The organism is Reichenbachiella sp., from assembly GCF_039941815.1.
GTDB lineage: Bacteria > Bacteroidota > Bacteroidia > Cytophagales > Cyclobacteriaceae > Reichenbachiella.
In genome coordinates, this window is record NZ_JBDVDW010000032.1 from 691,211 (window position 1) to 704,645 (window position 13,435).

Annotated in this window: 11 protein-coding genes; 9 read left to right on the forward strand and 2 right to left on the reverse strand. The window is 37.9% G+C overall.

The genetic code is table 11. The annotated features are described in order from the left end of the window. Positions 1 to 50: 50 nt before the first annotated feature. The gene (hemW, locus tag ABJF11_RS10220) at positions 51 to 1,175 is read right to left on the reverse strand and encodes a radical SAM family heme chaperone HemW (RefSeq protein WP_348119745.1); all 1,125 of its coding nucleotides are present in this window, start codon (positions 1,173 to 1,175) and stop codon (positions 51 to 53) included. A gap of 26 nt (positions 1,176 to 1,201) precedes the next feature. Between hemW and ABJF11_RS10225 the strand changes: the two genes are divergently transcribed. The 9 genes from ABJF11_RS10225 to gldN all read left to right on the forward strand — a co-directional run bounded on the left by ABJF11_RS10225 (position 1,202) and on the right by gldN (position 11,601). Then, entirely contained in the window at positions 1,202 to 2,887 is a 1,686-nt protein-coding gene (locus tag ABJF11_RS10225) for a BamA/TamA family outer membrane protein (RefSeq protein ID WP_348119746.1), read from the forward strand. 47 nt (positions 2,888 to 2,934) lie between these two features. Then, positions 2,935 to 3,960: an MraY family glycosyltransferase gene (locus ABJF11_RS10230; protein WP_348119747.1), complete on the forward strand. Its 1,026-nt coding sequence runs from the start codon at positions 2,935 to 2,937 to the stop codon at positions 3,958 to 3,960. Further along, positions 3,953 to 5,083: a DUF4271 domain-containing protein gene (locus tag ABJF11_RS10235; protein ID WP_348119748.1), complete on the forward strand. Its 1,131-nt coding sequence runs from the start codon at positions 3,953 to 3,955 to the stop codon at positions 5,081 to 5,083. Before ABJF11_RS10230 ends, ABJF11_RS10235 begins: the two co-directional genes overlap by 8 nt. Positions 5,084 to 5,115: 32 nt before the next feature. After that, positions 5,116 to 5,901 (forward strand): uroporphyrinogen-III synthase, encoded by a 786-nt coding sequence (locus ABJF11_RS10240; RefSeq protein WP_348119749.1) that lies wholly within the window; start codon positions 5,116 to 5,118, stop codon positions 5,899 to 5,901. Positions 5,902 to 6,016: 115 nt separating this feature from the next. Beyond that, the gene (locus tag ABJF11_RS10245) at positions 6,017 to 6,985 is read left to right on the forward strand and encodes a type IX secretion system membrane protein PorP/SprF (protein WP_348119750.1); all 969 of its coding nucleotides are present in this window, start codon (positions 6,017 to 6,019) and stop codon (positions 6,983 to 6,985) included. 297 nt (positions 6,986 to 7,282) lie between these two features. Continuing rightward, positions 7,283 to 8,227, forward strand: a complete 945-nt coding sequence (locus ABJF11_RS10250) for an SUMF1/EgtB/PvdO family nonheme iron enzyme (RefSeq protein ID WP_348119779.1) — start codon at positions 7,283 to 7,285, stop codon at positions 8,225 to 8,227. Positions 8,228 to 8,267: 40 nt separating this feature from the next. Next, the gene (gldL, locus tag ABJF11_RS10255; protein ID WP_348119751.1) at positions 8,268 to 9,101 is read left to right on the forward strand and encodes a gliding motility protein GldL; all 834 of its coding nucleotides are present in this window, start codon (positions 8,268 to 8,270) and stop codon (positions 9,099 to 9,101) included. A 35-nt stretch (positions 9,102 to 9,136) separates the two neighbouring features. Then, positions 9,137 to 10,723 (forward strand): gliding motility protein GldM, encoded by a 1,587-nt coding sequence (gene gldM, locus ABJF11_RS10260; RefSeq protein ID WP_348119752.1) that lies wholly within the window; start codon positions 9,137 to 9,139, stop codon positions 10,721 to 10,723. A gap of 11 nt (positions 10,724 to 10,734) precedes the next feature. After that, entirely contained in the window at positions 10,735 to 11,601 is an 867-nt protein-coding gene (gene gldN, locus ABJF11_RS10265) for a gliding motility protein GldN (RefSeq protein ID WP_348119753.1), read from the forward strand. A gap of 30 nt (positions 11,602 to 11,631) precedes the next feature. On the opposite strand, the gene uvrC is transcribed toward gldN, so the two are convergent. Continuing rightward, entirely contained in the window at positions 11,632 to 13,431 is a 1,800-nt protein-coding gene (gene uvrC / locus ABJF11_RS10270; RefSeq protein ID WP_348119754.1) for an excinuclease ABC subunit UvrC, read from the reverse strand. Positions 13,432 to 13,435: the final 4 nt, after the last annotated feature.

Here is a 13,435-nt window from a genome sequence, read left to right on the forward strand (position 1 = left end):
CCTACCTCTATGAGTATAGAAGAGAAGAAATTAAATATTCATGAATATAATCAGATTATGAGTTTTTCAGTAATGAAATCAGCAAGTAATTTACCTTTTGAAGTTAATCGCAGAAAATTATTAGACAATTCCAGTAATTTGTGCTCAACAAACTCTTGAATAAAAGAACTCTTTACTTCTAATATGTCGTATCCATAAAGCTCCTTAAGTATAGAATAGTCCATTCCTGACTTCAATCTTAATCTAATTAGGATAAATTCGTTAATTAGATTCTCTCTAGAAAGTGTTTCGACAGTACAAGGAATCTTGCCATCATTGATTTGACGAATGTAGCGCATATTATGGGCATCATTTGATTGCCTTTCTATGCCATTGTATGAATGAGCCGAAGGGCCAATGCCGAGATATTTTTCCCCAGTCCAATAAGAAGAGTTGTGACGAGATGTAAATCCTGGTTTACTGAAATTTGATATTTCATATTGATCATATCCTGCCTTTTGCAGTGTTGACATGATTAGTTCTAGTTGCTCCCCAAATAGATCGTCGTCTATCGGATCCAGCTTGTTTTGTGCCTGCCATTTTCCAAACACAGTATTTTCTTCTATAGTCAACCCATAGATTGAAATATGTGGAGTCTTTAATTCCAGCGCTTGGTCAAGGTCGTATTTCAAATCCTTGATGGATTGATTGGGGCTTGCAAAAATCAGATCTATCGAAATATTATCGATGCCAATTCTTTGAGCAGCACGAACAGCTTCAATTGCCATTTTCGAGTGATGGGCACGATTAAAAAATCTTAATTCCTCATCTCTGAAAGATTGAATCCCAATACTTAATCGGTTGACTCCTGCTACTTTTAGCTCTTTCAGCTTATTAGTGGTCAGATCGTCCGGGTTTGCTTCAAGTGTTATTTCTGGAGTAGCGGTTATAGTAAAATTTTCCCTGATTTTATTTAGAATAGAACTCAATTCCTTTGAGCTCAGTAGGGACGGAGTGCCACCGCCGAAATAGATAGTTTCTATAACTTCTCCCGAGAGATATTCCTTTTGCAATTCAATTTCCATGAGAATTGCAGTTATTAAATCTGATTTGGTGTTTAGATTGGTGGAAAAATGAAAATCACAATAATGACAAGCCTGTTTGCAAAAGGGAATATGTATATAAATTCCTGCCATAATTCAGGGATTGTTTTGAGGCGCTAATGTATAGAGTATTTGGAAAATATTTGAGTTTACTTGGGCTTGCGCTCATAATTAATCTTAATGCCTGGTCTCAGCTAGATACCACAGTCTTTAATGTGCGCTTTATTGGAATGGAGCAAAATTATATACCAAGACAGAATTCATATGATTCATCCAGCTTCAAGCTGGCTTGCAAAGTGGTGCTCAAAGAATTAAGAAATGATGGATATTGGCTAGCTAGCATAGATTCATTAACTCAACAAGAGGACATACTGGTGGTCCATTTTTTTCAAGGAAGGAAATTCGATCATGTGCGGATCGAAATCATCGATGATCAAGGAGTGTTCAATCAATCTAGAACCTTGAATAAAGCTTCCTTGCAAAAGGTGCCTTCCATATCCCTCATAGAATCCTCCGTTGAAAATGTACTGGATCAATTAGAAGAGAGTGGTTATCCTTTTGCAAGCTTGTCTATTGATTCTTCACATGTAGAAAATGAAAACCTCAACATTCAACTACGTCTGGATGCAGGGGCAAGAATTACTTACGATAGCATAGCTGTGAAACCAGAAGGGCTAATCAAGCCAGTTTTTTTGAGTAAATATTTGAAAATGGAATATGGCGCTGATTACGACGAACGTGATTTGAGTCGAGTGGAGGAAAAAATAAAGCACCTGCCTTTTTTAGATCTTCAGAAAATCTATACCACTTTTCAGTTGAAAAAGGCAAAGGTTCATTTAGAACTTGAGCCTCGCAAGGTCAACCATTTTAATGGATTGCTTGGATTGGTTCCTGGTGCTGACGGCGAAGGGGTCGAAGTCACAGGAGAGTTGGATCTAAGTATCAGCAATTTATTTCAATCAGGAAAGAAGATTGAAATCAATTGGACCAAACTTCAACCCGGATCGCAACAATTACACGCAAGCTATCTTCATCCAATCTTACTCGGGTCACCACTCGATTTCTATTTTGCAATAGATCAGATTCGTCAGGATACTATTTATTCCAATAGATCCCTGCAGCTGGCGTTTGACTACCGACCTACAAAAAATTTGGAGCTTAGAATGAGTTATGAAGGCCTAATAGGCAACGCGTTGAATGATCAACAAGACCTTAGTGGAGACTTTGATATTAACTACTACGGACTTGCAGTTACCTGGTACAACCTCGACCGGCTGATCAGCCCCAAGAGAGGGGTCAAACTGCGTTCAGAGATAAGTGTAGGTAGAAAATCCATAATCGGAGCAGTATCCATTCCTGAGTCGACTCAATACCGCATGCAAAGCGCAATGGAATGGTACAAACCAGTAAAATCAAGATCGGTGATTTACATGGCGGCAAAAGGAGGTGCGTTGCTTAATGATTTCCTGTATCTAAATGATTTGTTCCGATTAGGCGGACTCAATACAATACGCGGGTTTAATGAGCTCGATTTTTTTGCGTCAAGGTATCTTCTATTCAATATGGAATGGCGCTATTACCTTGATCCCAATTCCTATATGGTGGCCTTTTATGATCAGTCCTTTATGGAGTATTCCATTGTGAATGGATCATTCGACGATGCACCGGCAGGCTTAGGGGTAGGTATGGAATTCGCGAATGATCAAGGTGTTTTCAAAATACTATATGGACTGGGAAAACGGGACGGTGATCCATTTTCATTTGCAACTTCAAAAATTCATTTTGGATATACCGCCATTTTTTGAAAAGGTATTGACTTTTGACTTACTTTGAGCCAAATACGCACTTGCATATGATCGAATCCATACTGATTTTTTTCTGGGCGCTTCTTATTTCTATGTTTTCCATACCCACAATTATCAGCGTGGCACATAGCAAGAGAATCTTAGATGAGCCTGACTTTAGAAAATTTCATGATATAAATACTCCTCGCCTAGGCGGTTTGGCCATTTTCGCGGGATTTATGACCGGTGTCGCAATTTTTGGTCAGATGTCACTTGGAATCCAACAATTGCTCGCAGGCAGTTTGATTATATTCTTTGTAGGTGTCAAAGACGATATCAACGGGGTATCTGTATTCAAGAAGTTCTTTGTGCAGGTTCTGGCAGCAGGCATAGTGCTTTTTTATGCAGATATTAGAATATCAAGCTTTCAGGGATTTTTAGGAATTTATGATTTAGAGGTTGGAATAAGCTATGCCTTTAGTTTTTTAGTAATTCTTTGTATTACCAACGCCATCAATTTGATTGATGGAATAGATGGGCTGGCAGGAGCCATAGTAGTCATTATCTGCATGACCTTTGGTACTTATTTTTATATGGCTGGCGAGGCTAGCTACGCCTATGTTTGTTTTGCACTTACAGGATCTATGATTGGTTTCTTGAGATATAATTTAATGAATGCACGAGTCTTTATGGGAGATACAGGAGCATTGGTAAGTGGATTTATCATTTCCATTTTAGCCATTCATTTCATAGAAATGGACAAAATAGGATCAGCACCAGCTTTATCAATAAGTGTTTTGTTCATTCCTATATTCGATACTATAAGAGTTTTTATAATAAGAGTGTATCGTGGAGTTTCACCATTTATGCCAGACAGAAACCATATTCACCATTACCTATGTGACTTTGGCTTATCTCACATCCAGGTAGTGCTGGTTTTGGCCTTCGTCAATCTAATGGTTATTACGTTTTCAATTTTATTTTCTGACCTTGGCAACTCCGCCTTATTACTCATAATAGGTGGCTTCGCAGTTATATTTAGTATGGCTCTAGAGGTATTAATTAAAAAAAGACGAACACAATTGGATGCGTAAGTATCTCTTATTTCTATTGTTGATCCATCATCTGGATTCTGTGTGCCAGCCTGAAAAAGACTTGTCATCCGACGTGGAACTGCTGAATTTGCGCTGGGATTGGGAAGTATACGATGCAGAAATTGGACACTACACCCCGTATTATAACCACACCAAAACCAGCGCCATATTTTTTGCTTTAGATCTAAACAAGTATCGAAAATCCTCAGTAAAATTGACACTCCCCGTCGGATGTTTTGTATGGCTGGACCAACAGCTAGTCTATCATTCTATGTCTGAAAGGCCGATTTACTGGAGTTTAGATAGTTTATACAACATCTATGACAAGAATAAGCTTGAGGTGACAATTTTTAGCAGTCAATTCAATGATCGAAGCACCGAAACTAAAATAGTCACAAGAAGTAAATCAAACAGCGCTGTATTAGATGAGGTCCTTTACAAAAAAAGAAATTCAAGAAATCGTTCTGGCATTTTCATTTTGATATCAATCCTGACCCTGTCAGTTATTGCCGTATTTAGAACCTCCCACTATCGCTTGTTTCAGGAGTTTTTCTCAATTGATAGAGCATTTAGGGCCAGACAAAATTTTGATCTGATAATAGCTAAATCACCGATGGCATGGCCCAATATTGGTTTTATTGGATTTTATGCACTTCTGATCGGTAGCTCGTTTGTAAGTATTAGGTTATATCAACCGGATTTTGATATTAAATCACTTGTGGGCCTTACGACAGAAAACAACCTTTTGTTGGGTCTTGCGGTCAGTTCATACTGTTTCGTGTTTATGTTGCTTAAACTTGTGCTGATTGCGATTAGTTCAGAGCTTTTCAAAATAAATAAAATCAGACTGGTTCATTTTTACACCTACTTCAGACTATCCTTAATTATTGCGATTGTCATTTTTACTCTAAGCATTATCAATGGAATTTTAAATGGCGATTTGATCGCTTCAGGTTGGTCGGTCTTTAAAGTGGCCGTTGTACTTTTATGGTCTGTGCGATTGCTGCTAATATTTTTTGTTTTAAATAAGATTTATACCTTTCGAAAACTTCATTTATTTTCTTACCTTTGCAGCACAGAATTGATCCCACTACTACTATTCTTTAAGATATTCTTAAAATAGTTACATAATAGTTTTCAAAAAGGTCCATTGGAATGAGCGAAGAATTATTGATTGAAGACAAAGCCAGGCTAAAAAAAGTTTCGAGTATTTTAGTTTCTCAGCCAAAACCAGAAGGTGATAAATCACCCTACTTTGATCTGGCAGAAAAGTACAATATTAAAATTGACTTCAGGCCTTTTATTCAAATCGACCCAGTCGATATAAAGGAGTTTAGGCTACAAAAAATTGACATTTTGAAGCATTCAGCTGTGATATTCACTAGCCGAAATGCTGTCGATCATTTTTTTAGACTCGCTACAGAAAACAAAGTGGAGATTCCTTCTGATATGAAATACTTCTGTATCTCTGAGCAGACCGCAAATTATCTACAGAAGTATATTGTGATTCGTAAGAGAAAGATTTTCACAGGTTCCAGAACCGCCAATGACTTAATAGAGGTGTTGAAAAAACACAAAAACGAAAAATACATTTTCCCATGTTCCAATATCAGGAAAAATGATATTCCTGATTTCCTGAACGATAACGGGTTTAGTTGTACTGAAGCTATTATCTATAGAACAGTGGCAAGTGACCTGTCTGATTTGGCTGATGTAAACTATGATATTATAGCCTTTTTTAGCCCATCAGGAATCAATTCTTTGATGGTTAATTTTCCAGATTTCAAACAAAATAATACCAGGATAGCTACTTTTGGACCGACTACGGCAAAGGCTGTTACTGATGCGGATTTAATTTTGGATATTCAGGCTCCTTTACCTAATGCCCCTTCGATGACAGGCGCGTTAGAGTTATATATCAAAAAGGCAAATAAAATTTAAGCCTTGATTATCGAGCATTTCCCTCGAACTTAATAAGGGTATTTTCTTTTTTTCGTTATTATTACATAAGACATTGGGCATTTCGCTAGTGTTATAGTAATAACTTCAAGGCTTTATGAGGAGACCTATATTTGTTGTATTGATTTTTGCGCTGATAGGCGTCAATGCGCAAGCACAGCAAGATCCGCATTTCAGTCAATACATGTTCAACAACTCTTATTGGAGTCCTGCGCTTACAGCTCTTGATGGAAAAGGTAGTGTCAGCTTAATTAGCCGTGCTCAGTGGGTTGGCTACGAGCCAACTTTCGAACAAGATGGAGGTGCACCATCAACACAATTCCTCAATTTCTCGACCCCGATTACTTTAAAGAAACTACCCCTGGGTGTGGGCGTCAATCTTATATACGATAAGCAAGGAGTACTCAACAATGTAGGCACACAAATCTCAATTGCCTATCACAAGCAACTTAATAGAGGAACATTAAGCTTTGGCGTTAGACCAGAAATATCTAATCAGACACTAGATTTTTCTAAACTACGGTTTGTTGACCCTTCCGATCCAAAAAACACACAGACTAAAGAATCTCAAACCGTATTTGATCTGGCTTTTGGCGTAGGCTTTTCGACTGAAAATTTCATTCTTGGAGCTGGTGTCAATCATTTGCTGCGACCCGAAATTAATTACGGAGTAGATGTATCAAATAATAGCGAGAATAAACGAAGCATGATATATAATCTATACGGCGAATACACATATCGTCTGACCTATAACATTGATCTTACCCCTTCTATTTTGATCACTTCAGATATAAACACTTACTCTATAGATTTGAGTGCTATCGCCACCTATAATGAAAAACTATGGGGAGGTTTATCCTATCGCAACAATGAAGCAATGGCATTGCTGATGGGTTATTCTTTCCTAGATAATAATCAATTGAAAGCTGGTTACGCATTCGACTATGTAATAAAAGAGCAATCTGCAAAGCAGCCAACATCTCATGAAATCTTCATTAGATACGACCTGCCTTCGATTTCAACAGGAGTCAAAAAAATCATACGCACGCCAAGGTTTAGATATTAATCGAAAGATTTGTTTCTTGAAAAACGTTCGAATGAGAGCGCTTTTCTTATTTTAGCCGCGTGAAATAATTTTTGTTCAAGAATTAATGTATCTTGAATTGTAAAGATTATATTTATGGTTTAAACCGTGCAATATATTTTGTGTATACTTGTTATGTTAAAGTATGAATATTATAAATTTTGTGTTATGAATAAATTTTGTGTAAGCCGAATTTTTTCGTTTCTATTTCTATTCACTGTTCTTATTGGTACTCAAGGTTGTAGCCTTCTCAATATTTTTGGAGGTAAGGGCGATCAGATGGATAGCAATGGGGAGTTGATTGGAGCTCAGGGACGTGAAGGTTGGGAAATGACTCGGCCGTTTGGCATGGTAGCTATACCTCCGGGGACATTTCATATGGGACAGGCAGACGAAGATGTGGCTGCCACCCAGATTAACTATAATAAGCAGGTGACGATCGGTCCATTTTATATGGACGATACTGAAATTACAAATAATGAGTATCGACAATTTGTTGAAGATATAACTGAGGGCTCAGAGACTGATCTTCCAGAAGGATTTGTAGTTGAAGATTTAGTCCCGGATTCTACAGTATGGGTAAGAGATTTTACACACCACATGGGTGATCCTATGATGGTGTACTATTGGTCCCACCCGGCGTTCGACCAATACCCTGTGGTAGGAGTAGATTGGGAAGCAGCCAAGTACTTCTGTAAGTGGCGTACTGATCATTTGAATAACTTCCGAGCCGATAGAGGTCTATTTCCAATGCCAAACTTTAGACTTCCGTCTGAAGCAGAGTGGGAATATGCAGCTAGAGGAGGCAGGGACATGAATAAGTACCCTTGGGGTAGCCCATATATCAGAAATAAAAAGGGATGTCTTTTGGCAAATTTCAAGCCTGGCAGAGGAAACTATTTTGATGATGGTTTTGCTTATACCTCACCTGTTGGAACATTCTTCGCTAATGACTATGGCCTATATGAAATGTCAGGTAACGTAGCAGAATGGTGTGAAGATGCATTTAACCCCTCAGCAATGCCATTGGTTTGGGATTTGAATCCAACCTATTTTGACGAGGATGAACCCAAAAAAGTAATTAGAGGAGGGTCTTGGAAGGATATAGCCTATTATCTAGAGACCGGAACCAAAACCTATGAGTTTAAAGACTCAACTAGAGCTTCTATCGGATTCAGATGTGCAATGACACATTTGGGAAGATCTGGTGGAAATGAATTTTAATTGTTATAACTGTATTAAATAACCTAAAATATTAAATAATATGAGTGCGAAAAAAGGTGGATTTAAAGAGCTTTTGTTTTCAACGATCATGCCAAAGGTATATGGTATTGGAGCAGCTGTTGTAATTGTAGGTGCCATGTTTAAAATTCTTCACTTGCCTGGCGCTAGTGAAATGCTGACCATCGGGTTAAGTACTGAGGCAGTAATATTTTTCCTAAGTGCATTTGAACCGAAGCATGCCGAAACTGATTGGTCTAAAGTGTATCCAGAATTAGCGGATGACTATGACGGACCAAAAGCTCAACCACGTGCAGCAGTACCCGCTGCAGCAGGAGGAGCCTCTCAGCAAATGGACAAAATGCTGGCGGAAGCTAAAGTCGGTCCAGATCTAATTAAGAGCTTGGGCGATGGCATGAGAAATATGGCAGAATCAGCTAAAAAGATGTCAAACTTAAGTGACGCAGCCGTCGCTACTAATGAGTACGCAAATAATGTCAAATCTGCTTCGAAGTCGCTTATCGAAATGAATAAATCGTACGCAACTACTGCTACATCAATGTCAGATATGGCTAATGCTTCTAAAGACGCTTCTGAGTATCATTCCCAGGTTAAAAATGTCACTAAGAACCTTGGAGCACTTAATGCAGTCTATGAAATGGAACTTCAAGATGCAAACAGCCATGTTAAGGCAATGAACAAGTTCTATTCTAATGTGACTTCTGCAATGGAAGGAATGGCTGAAGCAGCGAAAGATACTGAGAAATTTAGATCAGGAATGACAAGTTTAAATACCAATATCACTTCATTGAATAAAATCTACGGAAGTATGTTGGCAGCTATGAGAGGTGGGGGAGATACTTCATCAGCTAAATAAGTTAAATTATTTTTTAACCTTAAAAAGCGAAAATTATGGCTGGAGGTAAACAATCCGCAAGAGACAAGATGATTGGCATGATGTACTTGGTACTGACTGCCTTGCTTGCTCTGCAAGTAAGTAATAGTGTATTAGAGAAATTTATTTTCATTAACCAGGCGTTTGAAGCGACTAATGACGACAAGGTAAATGATAACACTAAAAAAATTGAGAGTATTCAAAAAGCTGTTTCTGATGCTGGCGATAGAGAAAAAGATGTAGCTGTTTTAACTAAAGCACAAGAAGTTAGAGCGAGAACTGCAGCAATTCTTAAGACAATTGATGGATATAAACAAGAATTGGTTGATAGAACTGATGGACTCACTGAAACAGGTGCATATAAAGGTCAAAAAGACATAGATGCTGCCCCTGCATTGTTTGTTAATGAGAAGGAAGGTGATGTTTTGAGAGATAATCTTAATGGCTATTCTGCATTTTTAAGAGAAATAACCGGAGATGAGTCTATTACTGATTTGGCAAAAGATGCGAAAGACATTAAGGTGTTCGCTGATGATCCTAATCAAAGAGATAAGGGATTTGCTGAGTTGAATTTTGGTCACAATACACCAATGGTAGGGGCTCTGGCTTCCTTAAGTCAGTTTCAGTCTGACGTGATTACGGAAGAGACTAAAGCTCTTGAAGACCTGGCTCGTCAGGTAGGTGCAGAGGATTTGAAATTCGATCAGATTGTTCCTATGGTGAAACCGCACTCTAAGGTGGTTGCTGCAGGTACTAAGTATGAAGCGGACATGTTCATCGCTGCATCATCGTCTTCTGTATCGCCTACCATGACAGTAAATGGAGAAGAGATAGAAGTAGTAGGAGGTATGGGTAAAGTATCCTTTACTGCAAGACCAGGTAACTATGATAAATCTGGAAATTCTACTCAATCCTTTATTGGAGCAATTAGTGTGAAAATGCCTGGAGGAAGAGATACTGTATTTGTAGACACTATTGAATATATCGTATCTAAGCCAGTAATGCAGATACAATCTGCTTCTGTTCAAGCACTATACTTGAATTGTGGTAATGAACTCGATGTACAAGTACCGGCAATGGGAACTTCATATAATCCGTCATTTTCAACAAAAGGTGGCACCAATATAGCTGGCTCTCAAAAGGGTGAAGTGGTTATTATACCAAACTCTGCGAAGGTTACGTTAAGTGTGTCTAGTAGTGGTAATTTGATTGGCACACAAGAATTTAAAGTTAAAAGAATCCCTAAGCCAGAAATTGTTGTTTTCGGCAAAGGAGGTCCAGTTAACTTGAAGCGTGGAGTGAAAGGTGCACCGAGATCATTGAAATTGGCTGCACAGCCGGATGAAAGTTTTGCTCAATTTCTACCCAAGGATGCCAAATTTAGAGTGGCTGAAAGTGAAATTAACTTGGTAAGAGCAGGAAGATCGGTTGGAAGTGTTAGACCAAAAGGACCAGATGTAAATCTTTCTTCTTTGGCTTCACAAGCAAGAGAGGGTGATGCTCTTGTGATTGAAATAAAGAAGGTTCAAAGAAGAAATTTTAAAGGTGATGTTGAGAATTTCTCGAATTTTGGCCCACGAATTATTACGATAAGAATTAACTAAACAGATAGGTTATGAAAAGAATTTGTTATGTAATTGGCCTTTTTGTATGTGTTGCTTTACTTGCTTCAAGTGCAAGTTATGCGCAGGAAAAATCTGACGGATATAATAAAGATTCTGTCCGCCCTGTAAATGAGGCATACAAAATGTTCAAAAAAACTGTTTGGAGAAGAATGGATTTGGAGGAAAAGCAAAATGCTCCGTTCTTTTCAAGAAATGGAGAACTTTCTACCATCATTATAAATGCCGTTAAATCAGGTTTGCTGTTTCCATATACGAATGATTCCGTAAATACGAGAATGTCTAAAGAGACTTTTTTGGAAAACATGAAGTTTGAAGAAGAAGGAGGAGGATTGACTCAGGAAGAAATGGATATGGGATTTGGTGCAGAGTCCGATGATGACTTCTTCGGCGGTGGAGGAGACGAAGCGGAAGAGCCTGAAGAGGAGATAATTGATAGTAATGAGTTTGCAACTCGTGACTTTTCCATTGCTGAATTAAAAGAAGAAGTGTATTTTGATCGAATGAGATCAAGAATTTTCTATGATATTCAAGCGATTACATTGTTTCTTCCTGCTGATAGAAACCCAGCTCTATTTGAAAAGCCTTTGGCTTCATTCAAATACAAAGATTTAGTAGCCTTGTTTAGAAGCATGCCTGATGAAGCGATTTGGTATAATGCACAAAACATGTCGGAACATAGAAATATGGCCGATGCGTTCAATCTTCGACTTTTTGGTTCTAATTTGACCAAGTTTGCTAATCCTAAGGATGATCGAATTGTTGACATCTATACTAAGTCGAGAAGAGATGCTATCTTAGCTTCCAAGCAATTAGAATACGATATGGTAGAGTTTGAGAATGAACTTTGGGAATTCTAAAATTCAGCGCATTCATAAAATACAAAGGGATCAATTTGATCCCTTTTTTTGTACATAATCAATAATGATTTTGGCCTTTGCCTTCCCTATTAACTGAATCAAATCAGAATCAAGAGCTGATTGGATTTTGTTAAATGATTTGTACTCTTTCAACAGAGTCATTTTTGTTTTCTCACCAATACCTGAAATATCATCCAATTCGGATTTTATTTGGCCTTTACTTCTCAGTGAACGATGGAAGGTGATTGCAAATCGATGGGCTTCATCACGTAGTTGCTGGATCAGTTTAAGGGACTCTGATTTTTTACTAATATGTAGAGGGATGCTGTCTTCTGGATAATAGATTTCTTCAAGCCGTTTGGCAATTCCTATAATAGGAACGTCAGAGTATACACCGAGCTCTTTTAATGCATCGCAAGCTGCGTGCAACTGACCCTTTCCTCCATCTACAATTATCAAGTCAGGAAAGTCAAGTTTTTCTTCCTGTAGTCTCTTATATCTACGGAATACGATTTCCCGCATTGACCCAAAATCGTCTGGACCTTCTACAGTTTTTATTTTAAAATGGCGATAATCTTTTTTGGACGCTTTACCATTTTTGAAGCAAACCATTGAAGCGACTGGATTTGTACCTTGAATGTTCGAATTATCGAAACACTCTATGTGGTTCGGTACGGTTTTCAGCTTCAAATCTTTCATGAGCTGTTGTGTCACTCGGCTTTCTCGCTGTTTGGATTTTTCTGTTTGTGAAATTGATTCCTTCTTGTGGAATAGTGCATTTTTGAGGGACAATTCTACAAGTTTTTTCTTGTCTCCTATTTGCGGAACGATTACCTCAAGTGATTCATCCCAGCACTCAAATTGTTTGTTGCTTAGAATAGTTTTGGAAGAGCTTTTAAAGCGCTCCCTCAACTCTATGATTAGCAGTTCGAGAATTTGCTCATCTGATTCGTCAAGTCGTTTATTTAGAGTAAGTGAATCCGAAATATTTATAATTCCATTGTCTACTCTCATGTAATTCACAAAGGCCTTTTTCTCTGTAGACGTTACTGTTAGAACATCGATTTCTTTTAATTTCTTATTTACAATTACTGTACGAGATTGAAATTTATCAAGAAATTCGATTTTTGATTTATATTCCTGAGCCAACTCAAAATTTAATTGTTCCGAGGCACTCGTCATTCTTGAAAGAAAGTGATCTTTTACTGTTTTGAGGTGTCCTTTGATAATATGGCGAGCTTCATTTATCTCCAGGAGATAATCAGCTTCGGATTGGAGTCCTTCACATGGGCCCAGGCAGTTGCCAATATGATACTCCAGACAAACCTTGAATTTATTGTCGGCAATGTTTTTCTCTGAAAGTAAGTAGTTGCAAGTCCTTACTTTATATAACTTTCGAATCAACTCAAGGACATTGTTGAGTGCTTTTACACTTGTATATGGACCATAGTAATCACCTTCATTTAGTTCATCTCTTCGTGTCGAAAATATCTTAGGAAAACGATCTTTGGATATACAAATGAAAGGAAAGCTTTTGTCATCTTTTAGCAGGATGTTGTACTTAGGTTGGTTCTCTTTGATGAGATTATTTTCGAGTAGCAGTGCATCGTATTCAGAATCTACAATGATATACTCAACCTTTTCTATTTCTTTTACCAGCTTGCGAGTTTTTAGACTTACTCCTGATTGTTTGTTGAAATAGCTAGAGACTCTTTTCTTGAGATTTTTAGCCTTGCCTACGTAGATTAGCGTTTCTTTATTGAAATATTTGTAAACACCCGGAGCATTTGGTAGGACTTTTAAATCTATGGGGGGTGTTTGTGATTTCAAAACA